The 16850-nt window shown below is 60.8% G+C and carries 12 protein-coding genes and 1 pseudogene; 8 read left to right on the top strand and 5 right to left on the bottom strand.

Features of this window, described 5'->3' with window-relative positions; genetic code table 11:
• The 4 genes and pseudogenes from KGB21_RS14785 to KGB21_RS14770 all read left to right on the top strand — a co-directional run.
• A pseudogene (locus KGB21_RS14785) lies at window positions 1–194 on the top strand (IS110 family transposase); the annotation flags it as partial.
• A 146-nt stretch (window positions 195–340) separates the two neighbouring features.
• Window positions 341–958, top strand: a complete 618-nt coding sequence (gene ribA / locus KGB21_RS14780) for a GTP cyclohydrolase II (RefSeq protein WP_034148042.1) — start codon at window positions 341–343, stop codon at window positions 956–958.
• A complete protein-coding gene (locus tag KGB21_RS14775) occupies window positions 955–1374 on the top strand; it encodes a hypothetical protein (RefSeq protein WP_034148041.1) in 420 nt (139 codons plus the stop codon). Before ribA ends, KGB21_RS14775 begins: the two co-directional genes overlap by 4 nt.
• The gene (locus KGB21_RS14770) at window positions 1374–2174 is read left to right on the top strand and encodes a cobalamin-binding protein (RefSeq protein ID WP_223505512.1); all 801 of its coding nucleotides are present in this window, start codon (window positions 1374–1376) and stop codon (window positions 2172–2174) included. The genes KGB21_RS14775 and KGB21_RS14770 overlap by 1 nt, the downstream gene beginning before the upstream one ends.
• A gap of 127 nt (window positions 2175–2301) precedes the next feature.
• On the opposite strand, the gene KGB21_RS14765 is transcribed toward KGB21_RS14770, so the two are convergent.
• The 5 genes from KGB21_RS14765 to KGB21_RS14745 form a co-directional block, all read right to left on the bottom strand.
• Window positions 2302–4188 (bottom strand): TonB-dependent receptor domain-containing protein, encoded by a 1887-nt coding sequence (locus KGB21_RS14765; RefSeq protein ID WP_223505511.1) that lies wholly within the window; start codon window positions 4186–4188, stop codon window positions 2302–2304.
• Between the two features lie 150 nt (window positions 4189–4338).
• Window positions 4339–6237 carry a 1-deoxy-D-xylulose-5-phosphate synthase gene (gene dxs, locus KGB21_RS14760; RefSeq protein ID WP_223505510.1) on the bottom strand — a complete coding sequence of 633 codons (1899 nt, stop codon included), beginning with the start codon at window positions 6235–6237 and terminating at the stop codon, window positions 4339–4341.
• 91 nt (window positions 6238–6328) lie between these two features.
• The gene (gene ispA / locus KGB21_RS14755) at window positions 6329–7216 is read right to left on the bottom strand and encodes a (2E,6E)-farnesyl diphosphate synthase (protein ID WP_034148037.1); all 888 of its coding nucleotides are present in this window, start codon (window positions 7214–7216) and stop codon (window positions 6329–6331) included.
• A complete protein-coding gene (locus KGB21_RS14750) occupies window positions 7213–7455 on the bottom strand; it encodes an exodeoxyribonuclease VII small subunit (protein WP_007894317.1) in 243 nt (80 codons plus the stop codon). Before KGB21_RS14750 ends, ispA begins: the two co-directional genes overlap by 4 nt.
• Window positions 7456–7699: 244 nt before the next feature.
• Window positions 7700–8845 carry a Fic family protein gene (locus tag KGB21_RS14745; protein WP_223505509.1) on the bottom strand — a complete coding sequence of 382 codons (1146 nt, stop codon included), beginning with the start codon at window positions 8843–8845 and terminating at the stop codon, window positions 7700–7702.
• 278 nt (window positions 8846–9123) lie between these two features.
• Between KGB21_RS14745 and KGB21_RS14740 the strand changes: the two genes are divergently transcribed.
• The 4 genes from KGB21_RS14740 to KGB21_RS14725 are packed head-to-tail and all read left to right on the top strand — an operon-like array spanning window position 9124 to window position 16849.
• The gene (locus KGB21_RS14740; protein ID WP_223505508.1) at window positions 9124–9912 is read left to right on the top strand and encodes a YfaP family protein; all 789 of its coding nucleotides are present in this window, start codon (window positions 9124–9126) and stop codon (window positions 9910–9912) included.
• A 36-nt stretch (window positions 9913–9948) separates the two neighbouring features.
• Window positions 9949–11661: a DUF2138 domain-containing protein gene (locus KGB21_RS14735; RefSeq protein ID WP_223505507.1), complete on the top strand. Its 1713-nt coding sequence runs from the start codon at window positions 9949–9951 to the stop codon at window positions 11659–11661.
• Window positions 11631–12296, top strand: coding sequence for a DUF1175 domain-containing protein (locus KGB21_RS14730; protein WP_411741395.1), 666 nt, complete (start codon window positions 11631–11633; stop codon window positions 12294–12296). The genes KGB21_RS14735 and KGB21_RS14730 overlap by 31 nt, the downstream gene beginning before the upstream one ends.
• Window positions 12293–16849 carry an alpha-2-macroglobulin family protein gene (locus KGB21_RS14725; RefSeq protein ID WP_223505506.1) on the top strand — a complete coding sequence of 1519 codons (4557 nt, stop codon included), beginning with the start codon at window positions 12293–12295 and terminating at the stop codon, window positions 16847–16849. The genes KGB21_RS14730 and KGB21_RS14725 overlap by 4 nt, the downstream gene beginning before the upstream one ends.
• Window position 16850 lies beyond the last annotated feature (1 nt).

The following is a 16850-nucleotide window of genomic DNA, read 5'->3' as shown; positions in this document are numbered from 1 at the left end:
ACAACGCGGCAATGGCGGCTTGTCGATCTCCAATCTGGAAACCTTTTTATGAGTCCTATCTGGCCAGAGGCCTGGCAAAAACCCAAGCCCTGGTCATCCTCGCGCGCAAGCTGTGCCGGGTGGCATTCGCTCTCATGAAAAACCAGAGCGAATACCAGCCGAATTTAAGGCTGCAGGGTTCCCCTGCAACATAGAATCTCCCACAGGGGATGGTGTTATCAGGGTGGACATCAAACTTTTTGATAGTTATCGCCGATAATTCAGCCTAAGCGTCGTCAGGAACCTGCTGTTACAATGCCGGCCTGCGAATCTTCAGACTCTTTAGATCAGGAGCACACCGGTGCCTGTCGTTTTTGTCGCCGCTTCCAAGCTGCCAACGCCTTTTGCGCAATTCACCATGCACGGCTTTCTCGATGAAGCCACCGGCCGCGAGCACGTCGTGCTGAGCCTGGGTGAGATCGCCGACGGTGCCCCGGTACTCGGCCGGTTGCACTCCGAATGCCTGACGGGCGATGCCTTGTTCAGCCAGCGTTGCGACTGCGGTTCGCAACTCGAAGCCGCGTTGCAAGCCATTGCCCGCGAAGGTCGCGGCGTATTGCTGTACTTGCGTCAGGAAGGCCGTGGCATTGGCCTGCTGAACAAGATCCGCGCGTATGAGCTGCAGGATGGCGGTGCCGACACCGTCGAAGCCAACGAGCGCCTGGGTTTTGCCGCCGACCAGCGTGATTACGCCATGTGCCTGCCGATGCTGGAACATCTGGGCGTTAAGTCCCTGCGCCTGATGACCAACAACCCACGCAAGGTCAAGGCCTTGACCGATATGGGTATCGTGGTCGCCGAGCGCGTGCCGTTGCACACCGGCCATAACCCGCACAACAAACTCTACCTGGCGACCAAGGCCAGCAAACTCGACCACATGATGGGCAACGAACATCAGGGCGAGGTAGGCCGGGCGTGACCCGCGGTCAGGTGCGGCGTCGACTGTCCGTCAACTGGTGGCAATACCTGGCGCTGGCCTTGGTGCCGCTGTTCGTGATCAACGGCGTGTTCGGCCAGGGCGAGGCTATCTTGCCGGTGCTGGCGATGCCGTTGTTCATCGCCGGTGTGGCTTCGATGTTTGTCAGCCTGAAATTTTTCGGTGGCTACAAGCATGCATTGATCGCCACCCAGAAAGCCCTCGATACCCCTGAAGAGCCCGCCGCCTGGATCAGCCTGGCGGCCAAGCGTCGTACGGCATTTCTTGCTGCCGGTTTGCCAGCATGGATCGGTGCATTGGCGGTCTTCGTCGGCCTCGAAGCAGTGCCGCTGTTCCTGCTGGCGCTGTCGACCACGGTGCTGTTTTACCTCTACCGTATCCCGCGTCAACTCGGCTGATGCGTCCTGTCTGGCTGGCGGTTTTGATGCTGGCCGTCAGCGGCTCGGCAGCGGCTGTCGAACGGGTGGTCAGCCTCGCGCCGTCCCTCTCTGAAATCGTTGTCGAGCTGGACTCTGCGGATCTTTTGGTGGGTGTGCTGGATGCCGGTGAGCGTCCTGTGCAACTCAAGAACCTGCCATCCGTTGGCCGCTACGGCCAGTTGGACATGGAGCGACTGCTCAGCCTGAAGCCGGATTTATTGCTGCTCTGGCCCGGCAGCGTCGCCCCGGCCCAGCGTGAACAACTCAAGCGCTTGAACATCCCGACCTACGTCGCCGAACCCCACAACTTGGAACAGCTCACCGCGCAGATCGAGGCGATTGCCACTCAGCTCGGGCGGCCTGAGCGTGGGGCTTCACTGGCGGCGGATTTGCGTCAGCGGCTGGATGATCTGCGCCAACGCTACCGCCGGGATCAGCCGTTGCGGGTGTTCTATCAGGTCTGGGATCGACCGTTGTACACCGTTGGTGGCGGGCAGATCATCAGCGATGCGCTGGAAGTGTGCGGGGCGAAAAACGTGTTTGATGACCTGACACTCCCGGCGCCGCAAATCAGTGTGGAAGCGGTGCTGCAGCGTAATCCCGAAGTGATTCTGGCCAGTGATCAGGCGCAGTTGGATGCGTGGAAGGCGTGGCCGCAGGTGAGAGCAGTGGAGCAGGGGCAATTGCGGCTGGTGACGGACAAAGGCCTGGAGCGGCCGAGCGGGCAGATGATCGAGGCGACGGCCAAGATGTGCGAGTTGATCGCACCAGAGCGCTGAGATGGCACCCCGCCCCCTGTAGGAGCTGCCGAAGGCTGCGATCTTTTGATCTCGCTTTTGACAGATTCGAAAGCGCCGAGGATCAAAATCAAAAGATCGCAGCCTGCGGCAGCTCCTACAGGTGATCTCAGCGGACTTCAGGCGTCCACGTCACCCCAAACATCCATGCCCGACCTTCCTCGCGATACCCATATTGGCTGCCTTCATGGCTGTACAACGCCCGGCTGTAATCCTTGTCCAGCAGGTTATCGACCTTCAGTTCCAGTTTGATCTCGCGGTTGAGCTCCCAACTGCTGCGCAGCCCCAGCAACGCATAACCACCCAATGGCTGCTGATTGTTCAGGTCGTCATAGCTGCTGCTCACCGCTTGCCAACTCGCACCCATGCCCAATCGGTCAAACTGTCGATCCAGGTCCCAGCTCAATGTACGTCGAGCACGACGGGCCAAGGTATGACCGGTGTCACGGTCACGAGGATCAATGATCGCTACGCCAAGGTTGCTCTGCCAACCAAACAGTTCCTGCTTCAACGCCGCTTCGAAGCCGTTGATCCGTGCCGAGGCGACGTTCTGCGGGCGCGAGTTGCTACCGAAGATGATCGCGTCTTCCAGGTCCGTGCGGTACAGCGAAGCTTCGAGGCGACTGTTCTCGGTCAGCTGACTGCGCCATTGCAGCTCATAGCTTTTTGAGGTTTCAGGCTTCAGGTCCGGGTTGCTGAAGTCCGGGTAGTACAAGTCGTTGAAGGTCGGCGCGCGGAAGCCTTCGCTGTAGCTCAGCAACACATCGTTGTCCGGGTTCATCGGCAAGGTGAGGGTGCCGCTCCAGCTGTTCTGGCCGCCGAACTGCTGGTTCTGGTCGCGGCGCAGGCCCAGTTCGGTGGAGAAACTGTCGGTCTGAAAGCGATGCTGGATAAACGCCGCGCGGTTCCAGCGGCTGTCTTCGTCGAAGTCCGTGGTGCTGTTGACCCGGTCTTCGTACCAGTCGCCGCCGAGGATCAAGCTGTTGCGTTCATTGAGCTTCAGATCGTTCTGCCACGTTACCGAGTCGCGGTAGGTGTTGAACACGCTGCGTTCATCGCTGAGTTTGTCGAAGGTTTTCTCGCGGTTTTCGCTGTGGCCGAATTCGATCCGGGTTTTCCACAGGTCATTGACCCGCGCGTCCATATAGCTGCTGACGCTGCTCACATCGAATTTGTTGTACGGCTGCTCCTGGACTGACTCGAAGGTATTCAGGTCGAAGCGGCCGAACGGGTTGTCGTATTCACTTTTGCCCCGGTTATCCAGCACGTTAGCGCCGATTTCAATGTCATCGGTCAAGGCATGGCTGAGGCTCAGGCTGAACGATTTATTACGGTACGCGTCGTGATCGCTGTCGCTGGGATAGGACTCATGAGTGCGGTCGATCCCGGCGGTTTCATCGAGGCTGGCGCCGAGGTTGAAGCGGGTCTGCGCATCGCCGCCGGACAAACCGACGCTACGCTCCCAAGTCTGGTCGCTGCCAAAACCTACGTGCATTCGGGGTTGCAGGCCTTGTTCGCCGCCGCGCCGGGTGAAGATCTGGATCACCCCGCCAATCGCATCGCTGCCGTAAATCGCTGAACGGGAACCGCGCAGCACTTCCACGCGCTCGACCTGTTCGATATTGATGTGTTGCAGGTTGCTGTCGCCGGACGTCGAGTTGCCGATCCGTTGTCCGTCCACCAGCACCAGACTCTGGGCCGATTGGGTGCCACGGATATACACCCCCGGCAGGCTGCCACGGCCGCCGGTTTGCGCGATTTGCACGCCCGGTACGCGACGTAGCAGGTCGGTGACGCTGTTTGGTTGCAGTCGGTCGATGTCTTCACGAGTGAACACGGTGTTGGCGGCGCTGCTGTCATTGCGTGCCTCGACCTGACGGTTGGCGCTGATCAGTACGTCCGGCAGCTTCAGGGCCTGGTCGCGTTCGAAGGAGTCGGCCAGCAGGGGGCCGGACGGCAGAAGAGTCAGCGTCAGGGCGAGGCGAGAGAGTTTCATAAAATTCCGCGACAAGTCAGGCACGACGCAACCCCTGTAGGAGCTGCCGAAGGCTGCGATCTTTTGATTTTGCTTTTATGACTGAGTTGCAGCCGCCGAAGATCAGGATCAAAAGATCGCAGCCTTCGGCAGCTCCTACAGGGGACCGGTTTAAATTTTCAGCAGTTGCAGGCGTTCGCGAATAGAGGCTTCGATCCCGGCCTCATCCAGCCCGCACTCGGCCAGCATCTGCGCAGGCTTGGCGTGTTCGACGTAGATGTCCGGCAAGCCCAGGTGCAGCATCGACTTGAGAATGTTCTCGCGAGCGAGGAACTCACTGACCGCTCCACCGGCACCGCCCATGATCGCGTTTTCTTCGACGGTCACCAGCAACTCGTGACTGGCGGCGATTTTGCGTACCAGTTCTTCGTCGAGGGGTTTGACGAAACGCATGTCGACCACGGTGGCATCCAGCGTCTCGGCGACTTTCAGCGCTTCGGCCAGTTGCACGCCGAACACCAGCAGGGCGACTTTGTTGCCCTGACGACGCACCACACCCTTGCCGATCTCGATTGGCTCGAGGTCTTTCTCGATGGTCGCATTCGGGCCGTTGCCACGCGGATAACGCACAGCCGCCGGACCTTCGTACAGATGGCCGGTGGTGAGCATTTTGCGCAGTTCGTTTTCGTCGCTCGGGGTCATCACCAGCATGCCGGGGATGCAGCGCAGGAACGACAGATCGAAGCTGCCAGCGTGGGTCGGGCCGTCTTCACCCACCAGGCCGGCGCGATCAATGGCGAACAGCACGTCGAGGTTTTGCACAGCGACGTCATGCACCAACTGGTCGTAACCGCGTTGCAGGAAGGTCGAATAGATCGCCACTACCGGTTTCGCGCCTTCGCAGGCCATGCCGGCCGCGAGGGTCACGGCGTGCTGCTCGGCAATCGCCACGTCAAAGTAGCGCAGCGGGAAGCGTTCGCTGAAGGCCACCAGGTCGGAGCCTTCCTTCATCGCCGGGGTAATCCCGACCAGACGCGGATCAGCCGCGGCCATGTCGCACAGCCATTCGCCGAACACGCCGGAATACTTCGGACCGCTGGCTTTTTTCGGCGCGGCGGCAGGAGCATCCAGTGGTTCGAGTTTGGTGATGGCGTGGTAACCGATCGGGTCGACTTCCGCCGGGGCGAAGCCTTTGCCTTTCTTGGTGACGATGTGCAGGAACTGCGGGCCTTTCAGATCGCGCATGTTGCGCAGGGTGGCGATCAGGGTCGGCAGGTCGTGGCCATCGATCGGGCCGATGTAGTTCCAGCCCAGCTCTTCGAACAGCGTGCCGGGAACCAGCATGCCTTTGGCATATTCTTCGGTACGACGGGCGATTTCCCAGGCGCCGGGCAGGCGCGACAGCACTTTTTTGCTGCCCTCGCGCATGCTCGCGTAGGTGCGGCTGGAAAGGATTTTCGCCAGATAGTTCGACAGCCCGCCGACGTTGCGCGAGATCGACATGTCGTTGTCGTTGAGGATCACCAGCATGTTGGCATTCACTTCCGGCGCATGGTTCAGCGCCTCGAAGGCCATGCCGGCGGTCAACGCGCCGTCGCCGATCACCGCAATCGCCTTGCGATCACTGTTTTGCAGGCGGGCGGCAATCGCCATGCCCAGCGCGGCACTGATCGAAGTGCTGGAGTGGCCGACGCCAAAGGTGTCGTACTCGCTCTCGGAGCGACGCGGGAAGGCAGCAATGCCGTCCTTCTGGCGCAGGGTGCCCATGCGCTCGCGACGACCGGTGAGGATCTTGTGCGGATAAGCCTGATGACCCACGTCCCACACCAGCCGGTCGTCCGGGGTGTCGAAGACGTAATGCAGCGCGATGGTCAGCTCGATCACGCCCAGGCCGGCACCAAAATGCCCACCGGTCTGACCGACCGTGTAGAGCAATTCCAGGCGCAACTCATCGGCCAGGGTTTCCAGCTCGGCTTCGCCTAACCGGCGCAGGCCGTCCGGCGTGTTCGCGCGGTCGAGCAGGGGCGTGGTCGGGCGCTTGCGGGGAATCTCATGAAACGTCGTGGGCATCAGGCGAATCGTTATAGGTATAAAAGATGCGGCAGTTTACCTGATGCATCGGCCCCTGCCCACGCGTTGGTCTTTTTTGGCGGATACGCCGTCAGCTGCGGCGCTCGACGATATACCGGGCCAGATCACGCAACGGCTCGGCCGCCGCGTCAAACGGTCGCAGCGCGTGCAGGGCCTGGTCACGCAGTTCCAGGGCGTAGGCCTTGGCGGCGTCGAGGCCAAGCAGGGCCGGGTAGGTCGGCTTGTCGCGGGCGATGTCGGCGCCCTGGCGTTTGCCAAGGGTTTCGGTATCGCTTTCGACGTCAAGAATGTCGTCCTGGACCTGAAACGCCAGGCCGATGGCCTGTGCATAACTCTGCAAGGATTTCAGTTCATCTTTCTCGGCACGGCCGCTGGCCAGGGCGCCGAGTTTGACGCTGGCCTCGATCAGCGCGCCGGTTTTGTGCCGGTGCATGTATTCGAGGGCTTTCTGATCGAGCTTCAGACCGACCGAACCGAGGTCGATCGCTTGACCGCCAACCATGCCCGCCGGGCCGGCCGCCAGCGCCAGAGCGCTGACCATTTGCAGGCGGATCTCTGCATCGGCATTGCTCAGGCGCGAGTCGAGCAAGGCGCTGAACGCCAGGCTCTGCAAGCCGTCGCCGGCGAGGATCGCGCAGGCTTCATCGAATTTCTTGTGGGTGGTCGGCTGGCCGCGACGTAAATCGTCATCGTCCATGGCCGGCAAATCGTCGTGCACCAGCGAGTAGGCGTGGATCAGCTCTACGGCGCAGGCTGCGCCGTTGGCTTGCTCGGGCTTGCCACCCAGCGCTTCGCAGGCCGCGTAGGCCAGCAATGGACGAACGCGCTTGCCGCCGTTCATCACGCTGTAACGCATGGCTTCGTACAACCGCGCCAGCTCAGGGCTCGGGGCGGTGAACAGGGTTTCCAGCGCCGCATTGACCCGGGCCTGGCTGGTCGCCGAATACGCTGCAATCATTCTGGCTGGTCCGCGTCGAAGGGTTCCTCGGCCAACTCGCCATCACGTTCGAGCAGCACCTGAACCTTTTGCTCGGCCTGGGCCAGCGCCGCCTGGCAATCGCGGGTCAGACCGATGCCCTGCTCGAAAGCGGTCAACGAGTCTTCCAGCGACAATTCACCATTCTCCAGACGCTCGACCAGCGTTTGCAGGTCAGCGAGGGATTGTTCGAAATCCAGTGCAGCTTTTTTGCGGGCCATGGCGGCGATTTCCGGTTGACGTTAAACCGGCGCGACACTAGCAGATAGGGGGTTTATGGGCAAATGAGCGGGGTGATTTGGCAGCTAAACCCTGTGGCGAGGGAGCTTGCTCCCGCTGGGTTGCGCAGGGGCCCCAAAAGGGCACAACAGTTTTAGCTGACATGCCGCATGCAATGGTTTTGCGACTGCTTCGCAGCCGCGCGGGAGCAAGCTCCCTCGCCACAGGGTTCAGCGTTGACCGGGATTATGGTGTTGAGTCATATGGATAGTGAATTCGGTAGCGAGTACTACGCCCGCCACCGGGCAGGCGTTGCAGGTAGCCCTTATCCAGCAGTTCGGCCAGATGACGGGTTGCGGTCGCTTTAGATACCTTTGCCACGGCTTGATACTGAGACGCGCTGATCCCGTCTTCAAATCCGCGCTCCCCGCCATCCAGCAGGCGATTGAGTACCTTGGTCTGTTCAGTCGACAGTTCAGACTCCCGATGCGCCTGCCAGAATCGCGCTTTGCCCAACACCGACTCGATCCGCGTCATGGCCTGCTGCAAGCTGCGTAGCAAGGTCTGTAGAAACCACTCCAGCCATTGAGTGATGTCCAGGGTAGATTTCTGACTGTTTTCCAGTATGCGGTAATAGCCGGAGCGATCTTCCAGGATGCTCGACGACATGGCGTAGAAACGGATCGCCTGATCCTCGCCCTGGGCCAGTGCAAGGTCGGTGATTGTGCGCGTCAGTCGACCATTGCCGTCATCGAAAGGGTGCAGCGTGACGAACCAGAAATGCGCGATCCCGGCCCGCAGCAGCGGATCGAGCCCCGCCAGATTTCGGCTACTGTCGAACCAGCTGAGAAAGCTCTCGAGTTGACGCTCAAGCCCCTGGCGCGGCGGCGCTTCGAAGTGAACGGTCGGCCTGTCTAGCCGACCGGACACCACTTGCATTGGATCATCGCCGCGCAATGCGCCCACTCGGATGCTCCGGGTGGCGAGGTCGGTGTCTTGATCGGGAAACAACCACTCGTGCCAATCGAGCAATCGTTCCAGCGTCAGTGGCTGGGCGAACTGTTGCGTCGCATCGAGCATCAACTGCGCAAGGCCTTCGCTGCGCAGGCTGACGGTATTGCCGTCGGTCAGCTCCAGCCCCAAGCGGCGCGCCAATGAAGAACGTACTGAGCCGACGTTCAATTGCTCACCTTCAATCGCGGACGAGGTGACAATGTTTTGCAGCAATGCGTCCAGCTCACTCTGGGCGCTGAGCGAAGTCCCCACGGAACTGGCCATGCCCATCAATCGACCTTGTGCCTGAACGCAGTTGCGCAGAAGCGGCGCCAATTGTTCGGCGTGCCAAGTGAAATTCGGCCAATCGGGCTGCTGCCAGATCCAAAAAGGTGCCATTGAGATCGCTAACCTCGAATTGAGTGAGCCGATTAGAATGGCTATTCGGCTCATATAGTGAGCCGAATATGCCGCTTATTCGGCTTACAGTCCAGTCGCGACGTGATTGCCAACGCATTTTCAGAGGGATCTGATTGTGAGGAACCGCCGCAGCGTCTAACCTTCGCGCCCAATACGACCCGACAGTCATGGGTCTTTCAGACGAAACGCAGTCTTCGCATCTGCAACGCGCCTAGGATCAGGCGCAAGGTTTCGTCAGGCATGGCAGGAGGCATCACATGCGCTCATTTCTTTTGCTGCTGATCGGGTTGGCTTGCATGCCGGTTCTGGCCGCGCCGAGTGCCGAATTATCGGAACCGGTAGGCGGCTGGCGCTACAACGGCCTGCTGGACCGCACGGAAAACCCGCAAGCCGCCTATCCAACGCCACCCATCGACCGGGGCGTGCAGCGTAATCGCACGATGATCCAGGGCCAGCTCAAGGCCATTGGCAATCAGCGCGGGCCGCACACGTTGGCGGTCAACGGCAATCCCTTGAACCTGTACACCGACGACCAGGGGCGTTTCGCCCGGCCGTACGCGTTCGGTGCCGGTTCCAACAGCGTCGAAGTACGCAGTGGCGAAGGCCAGTCGCTCAAGCGCGTTCAATTTTATGAAGCCAACAATCTGCGCACGCCGGCGCGGATTCGCGTGGTGCTGGGCTGGGATGACCCCAAGGCCGAGCTCGACCTGCACATCGTTACCCCGGACGGCCAACACGCGTTCTGGGCTCACTCGGCGCTGACCAACGGAGGTGGCCTCGATCCGGACGGCGTCGACGGACCCGGCCCGGAAATGTTCACCATGACCGCGCCGTTGCATGGCACCTATCTGGTTTACGTCAACTATTGGGGCAACTTCGGCAGCGGCGGCTATAACTTCGATGAGACCAGCAACCAGAACGAGGTGATCACCTCGCAAATCAACCTGGTCCTCAACGAAAACACCGTCGACGAAAAACGCGAAACCTTCACCGTGCCCCTGCGCGCGATCGGTGATCTGCTGCTGGTCAAGACTTTCAACTATTAAGCATCCCGCACCACGGATGACATCGGGTTTTGTGAAATGAGCGATAACACTGTTTCCCCGGCTGCCGAAACACCGAGCGCCAAGCTGTCCCGCCGTTGGCCGGCCATCGTGGCAGGGTTGTGTCTGGTGGCGGGCGTGGCTGCTGGCATGGGCTGGTTCATGCAAAAAAGCAAGGCACCCGCTCCGCAACTGGCGGCGGAAAAACTCGGCATGAGCCGCCCCGATGGCTTGCTCGAAACCCACTCCTTGAGCCAATTGCCCAAGGACCTGTTGGCGGTGCCGTTCCTCAAAGAAACCCTGACTGAGGATTTCGTCTTCTATTACGAAACCCATGCCGATCGCCTCGGGCTGATTGGCAGTCTGCGGCGGATCATTTACGAGCATGACCTGAAGCTGCAGGACAGCTTGATCGAGCAGCTATTCGATCAACCGGCTGACGTGGCGCTGTGGCGCGGGGCGGATGGCCGGCTCAAGGATTTCCTGCTGGTGATGGATCGCGGTGGGCTGGCCAAAGTCTTGGAGCCGCTGGCGAAAGTGGCGCTGGATGATTCGCAGCTGAGCAAAATCGCGGACGTGAAAGTCGGCGCCGATGACGTGGCGCTCTATCAACTCACCTACAACGCCAGCAAGGCACTGCTGTTCGCCTCCCATGGCGACAAACTGGTGGTGCTGTCGAACCCGACCAGACTCTACGATCCGCAAAGTGGCGCGACGCAGGAGTCGGGCGGCGTCTCGACCCAAGCCATCGCCGCACTGCTCAACGGCGACAAATTGTTCCCCGAAGCCTTCGGTCTGCAACCTCGCACGCCTGAGGTGAGGCAACGGCTCTCGGTCAATGCCAGTGTGCTGGCGATGGGTTACCAGCGCTTCATCCCGAACTTCGCTGGCTTGCGTTTCGACATGGACGACAAAGGCTGGCACAGCTTCCTCGCCATGGATGAACTGGACGATCAACCGGACTTCGATTTCAAGCCAATCTGGCAAGCCATGCCGATGGGCGCCAGCGCTTGCGTGGCCCTGCCGCTGGCCGCCGAACAACAGAAACCGCTGCTGGTGAAACTCGGCGCTGAAGAGAACGTGGCCCAGGCGCTGACGGATCACATGGCCGGTGCTGCCGGTCTGTGCTGGTACGCCGATTCGCGGCTGTATACGCCGCTGCTGGTGGCCAGCCTGAATGACAAGGACAGCGCCAAATTCGATGGCGATCTGGGCAAGTTGTTTGGCTCGATGGTGGGTGCCTATGAAGCCAAGGTCGATGAGCATGCGTTTCCCGTGGTCGAGAAACAGGAAGGCGAAACTCACCAATGGCAGCGTCAGGTCAGTTCCAACTTCGGCCCTTACAAAGCCAAGGACGCCGAGAGTCCTGACGCAATTACCGGCAAGGCTTTCATGCGTGTGAGCCTGGCGCGTCACGGTTCGACGCTGCTGTTTTCCCTCGACGACAGGCTTGTGGACAAGGCCCTCGGCACCCTCGACAAACGCTTCCCGCCAATGGCCGATGTGGTGCCCAAAGACCTGCTGATGCCGGTCTACTTCGGTCCGGATTCCATGGCGCAACTGATGCAGCAGGAAACCCTCGACAGCCTGCCGCAGGACATGGAGCCGGTGTTCTACAACGCCGCGCAAACCTACCTGATCCCGAAATTGCGCAAGCTCGGCGGTTACGGCAAATACGCCCTGACACTCCCCGAAGGCAGCGAGCCGGATGGTCATTGGCAATGGTTGCCGCTGGAGTGGAAAGCGCTGTGACGGCACTGATCCGAAGCCTCGGCCTGCTGGCATTGCTGCTGGGCAGTCGCGCGTTCGCCATGGAAACACCAGCGCTCGACCCGCAGCAATCCCAGGTATTCCGCGCCTGGTTCGTGCGCATCGCCCAAGAGCAACTGAGCCAGGGCCCGAGCCCGCGCTGGTATCAGCAGGACTGCGCGGGGCTGGTGCGTTTTGCCGCCAACGAAGCGCTGAAAGTCCATGACGAAAAATGGCTGCGCAGCAATGGCCTGTCCAATCGCTACCTGCCGCCGGATCTGCAACTGAGCGATGCCCAGCGCGGCCTCGCCCAGCAATGGCAGCAGGGCGGCGGCAAGGTCGGGCCGTACGTCAACGCGATCAAATTGATCCAGTTCAATAGCCATCTGGTCAGCCGCGATGTGTCTCAAGCGAGACCTGGCGACCTGATGTTTTTCGATCAGGGCGACGACCAGCACCTGATGATCTGGATGGGCCGCTACATCGCCTATCACACCGGCACCACCACACCCACCGACAACGGCATGCGCTCCGCAAGCCTGCAACAACTCATGACATGGAAGGACACCCGATGGATACCCGATGCAGCCAACCCCAACTTCATCGGCGTCTATCGACTGAATTTTCTCGCCCCATGATCGGTGCCCGCATGTTGCGTTTCCTGCCTCTGCTGTTGGTAGTGCTGCTGCCTTTGTCGACGGTCCATGCCGAAGACACGGTCGAGCCGAGTGGCTATACGCCGGTGGCCGGTGAAAGTTTTTTCCTGCTGGCAGACAGCAGTTTTGCCAGCGACGAACAGGCGATGGTGCGACTTGAAGCACCGGGTCGCGACTATCGCCGGTTCCGCATGGAACCCTACGGCGGCGCCGACATTCGGGTGTATCGAATCGACAAGCCGCTGGACTTCCTCAAGCGCCAGAAGAACCTGCACCGCGTAGTGAGTGACGGCCAGTTCAAGGGTGAAGGGCTGTCGAACACGCTCGCGTACTTGTGGGACAACTGGTATCGCAAATCCCGTCGCGTGATGCAGCGGGCGTTCAACTACGAGTCGCGCAAACAGGTCACCGAGGAAGTACCGGAACTGAAGATGGGCGCCGCCATGGTCGCGCCAACGCCCTATGACGCGCAACCGCAATTCGCACTGATTCCGGGCCTGCCGGTGGTCAGCCAGTTTCGCTATCCGCTGTGGCAAGCGAAGCCGATCCAGCCGCCCGAAGGCGTGAACCTCGCCGGTTCTTCCAGTGAGTTCGTCAGCGTCGCGCCGGGTAACGTCTACATCCCGTTGGGCAACCTGAAACCGGGTCTGTACTTGGTGGAAGCGCTGATCGGCAAGTACCGCGCGACCACCATGGTCTTCGTCTCCAACACCGTGGCCGTGAGCAAGATTGCCGGCGATGAATTGCTGGTGTGGGCCGCGCGCAAACACGAAGGCAGTTCGGTGCCCAAGGTCAATGTGCTGTGGACCGATGGCCTCGGCGTGATGAGCAGCGGCGCCACCGATACCGATGGTTTGCTGCGCCTGAAACACGTGAGCCCCGAGCGCTCGTTCGTGATCGGCGAAGACGAAGAGGGCGGTGTTTTCGTCTCGGAAAACTTCTACTACGACAGCGAAATCTACGACACCAAACTCTATGCCTTCACCGACCGGCCGCTGTATCGGCCGGGGGATTGGGTGTCGCTGAAAATCGTCGGCCGCGAGTTCAAGAATGCCCGCGATTCGGTGCAGCCAACGGCTGCCGACGTCAATGTCACGGTGCTGGATGCGACCGGCACGGCGCTGCAATCGTTGGCGCTGAAACTGGATTCCAAGGCCGGTACTCAAGGTCGTTTCCAGTTGCCGGACAATGCGATAGCCGGCGGTTATGAGTTGCGCTTCAGCTACAAAGATCAGGTCTACAGCAGCGCCTTCCGCGTGGCCGAGTACATCAAGCCGCACTTCGAAATCTCGCTGAACCTGGCCAAGCAGGATTACCGCACCGGCGAGCCGGTGAAGGGCAATCTGGTGCTGCTCTATCCGGACGGTAAACCGGTGGCCAACGCCAAGTTGAGCCTGAGCCTGCGCGCCCAGCAACTGTCGATGGTCGACAACGAGCTGCAATACCTCGGGCAATTCCCGGTGGAACTGACCAGCACTGAACTCACTACCGACGCCAAGGGCAATGCGACCCTCGACCTGCCGGCCGCGGAGAACCCGAGCCGCTACATGCTCACCGTATTCGCCAGCGATGGCGCGGCGTATCGGGTCAAGACCACCAAGGAAATCCTCATCGATCGCGGTGCGGCGAATTTCCGCTTGAGTGCGCCGCAGCGCTTCAGTGCGGTGGGCGACAAAGTGGCGTTCAGCTACGTCGGCGAAGGTGAGAATCAAGCGGTTACGCCGAGCAGCTACGGCTGGGTACGCCTGGAAGATCAGAGCGCCGGCGAAGGCAAACTGGCCGCCACCGATAAGGCCTTCACACTGGCCTTCGATCGTCCCGGCACCTACAACCTGACGCTCAAGGATGACCATGGCCGTACCCTCGGCGCCACCGGTCATTCAGTAACCGGCGACGGCGTCAAAGCAGTGCCCGGCACGGTGGAAATCGTCCTCGACAAACCCGAGTACGAGGCCGGCGATGAAGCGCTGGCGCTGATCACCTTCCCCGAGCCGATCAGCGATGCACTGCTGTCACTGGAGCGCGACAAGGTCGAGGCCACCGTGCTGCTGTCCAAGGGCGGCGACTGGCTGAAGATGGAAAAACTCAGCGACACCCAATACCGCGCGCGCATTGCGGTGAAGAACAGTTTTGCGCCGAACCTGACGTTCTCGGTGCTGTACACCAAGGGCGGTCAGTACAGCTTCCAGAACGCCGGTATCAAGGTGATCACGCCGCAAATCGACGTAGCCATCGCGACCGATAAAGAGACCTATCAACCCGGCGACACCGTGTCGGTGGACCTGAGCACGCAATTCGCCGGCAAACCGATTCCGGCGCACCTGACGGTCAGCGTGGTCGACGAAATGGTTTACGCGTTGCAACCGGAGGTCGCGCCGACCATCGACCAGTTCTTCTATCATCCGCGCCGCAACAACGTGCGCACCAGCGCCAGTCTGTCGTTCATCAGCTACGACGTGGCGCTGCCGGGCAGCCCTGGTGCGCCGGGCAAAGCCAACCGCAGCGAGCGCGGCGTAAAGGTACTGGAGCGGCCGCGTCGCGAAGACGTCGACACCGCTGCATGGCAGCCGGAATTGCTGACCGACGCCAATGGCAAAACCCGTTTCACCTTCAAGATGCCCGACTCGTTGACCCGCTGGCGCATCACTGCGCGGGCGATCGCCGATGACGGTCAGGTCGGGCAGAAAAAGCAGTTCGTGCGTTCGGAAAAACCGCTGTACCTGAAGTGGAGCGGGCCGAGTAAATTCCGCACGGGCGACAAACCGGATCTCGGCGTGTTCGCGTTCAGTCAGGCGCAAAACCCGGTCAAGGCTGAGCTGGTGATTCATTACGCAGGCAGCGAACAACGGGTTCCCGTCACGCTCAACAGCGGCATCAACTACATTCCTCTGCCGGCGTTTGCGTTGACCAATGGCGAGTGGACGGCGGAATTGGTAGAGGACGGCAAAACCGCCGATGCCCTGACCGTGCACCTGACCGCGACCGGCGAAGGTTGGCAGGTCACGCAAAACCAAAGCCTGGACGTTGCCACTGGCGATACACCGCTGACCTTGCCGGCGGACGCGACGGATATTCGTCTGCGTCTGGATGACAGTCCGCAAGCGTTGTTCCGCTCGGCGCTCGATGATCTGCTGAGCTACCCCTATGGCGGCGTCGAGCAAACCGCCAGTCGTTTACTGCCCTTGAGCATCGCTTATCCAGCCTTGTCGTCGAACCCGCAGATCCGCGACCGCTTGCGCCTGATCATGCAGAACAGCCGCTTGCGTCTGGTGCAAATGGCCGGGCCGTCGGCGAGTTTCACGTGGTGGGGCATGGACGGTGAGCCCGATGCGTTCCTCACCGCGTACGCTTATTACGCCGACTGGCACGCCAGCAAAGTGCTGGAACTGAGCCTGCCGCCGGAGCATTGGCAGCGGGTGCTGGAGGTCTATGCGAAACAGGCGAAAAACACGCCGCTGTTGCAGCGGGCGCTGATCCTGTCGTTCGCCAAACAGATGCAATTGCCGGTGAACACTTTGCTCAGCGGGCTGGTGGCGGATCTGGCGAAAGCAGGCGAGGGCAACGCGGCGAATCTGATGGAAGACGGCGAAGACAGCCTCGTCATGAGCGATCCGGATTCAGCGCTGGGTCTTGCCGCTGCCCGGACGTTGACGGCATCTTTGGCCAGGCAATCGAAGGTCACTCTGCCGGAGGCGTTCAACCGGCAACTGGCCGACGCTCAACAACGATTGGCGGTCAGTTCCCAGCCGTTTGCAGAAGCGCTGAATCTGTCGCTGCAAGCCTTCGATCAGACCCGAGCGCAAACGTTGCTGCAACGCTTGCTGCCGCAGCAATCGACGCTGGAACGTGCGTTGGCACTGACCTGGTTGCAACGCAGCATCGAACAGGCTTCACCGACCATCGCACTCGCTCCGGGTGACGGCTGGAAGAAAAAATATGGCGATACCGGCGAGATGTATTGGACGTGGCAGGGTACTGCAGCGGTGCCAGCGGTGTTGTCGCTGAGCGGGGTGCAAGAGCGTCCATTGCGTGCCGCGTTGAGCTTCCAGACTCGGCAACCGTCGGTTGATCCGATGGCCGTGACCATCACCCGTCGCTTGTCGCGTCTGGTGCCGGGCGATGAAGCGTTCACCTTCAAACTCGAAGCGGTTGGCACTCAGCCGTTGTCCAGCGACAGCCTGTATCTGGACGAAGTGATCCTTACCAGCAAGGCCGCTAAACCGCTGCGCTACGGGATGCTCGAAGTGCCGCTGCCACCGGGTGCGGATGTCGAGCGCACGACGTGGGGCATCAAGCTGATGGGCAAGGCCGGCACCGAACCGACAGCGCTCGAGAAGGCACGATTCGAGCCGGGGCAACTGGCCTATGCCGTGCCGGTGGATGCGCTGAGCGGCGAGTTGCGTTTGCGGCATCTGGTGCGTTTCTCGCAGAAGGGTCAGTTCAACCTGCCACCGGCGCGCTTCACGCAGGTGTACGCGCCACAGCATCAGGCTCAAGAACAGAAACCGGCGCTCGGTCAGGTCACGGTTCACTGAC

This window comes from Pseudomonas sp. GL-RE-29 (genome assembly GCF_019947275.1).
Lineage (GTDB): Bacteria > Pseudomonadota > Gammaproteobacteria > Pseudomonadales > Pseudomonadaceae > Aquipseudomonas > Aquipseudomonas fluorescens_A.
The sequence above is the reverse complement of the archived record's forward strand: the minus strand, read 5'-3'. Positions and strand labels throughout refer to the sequence as shown.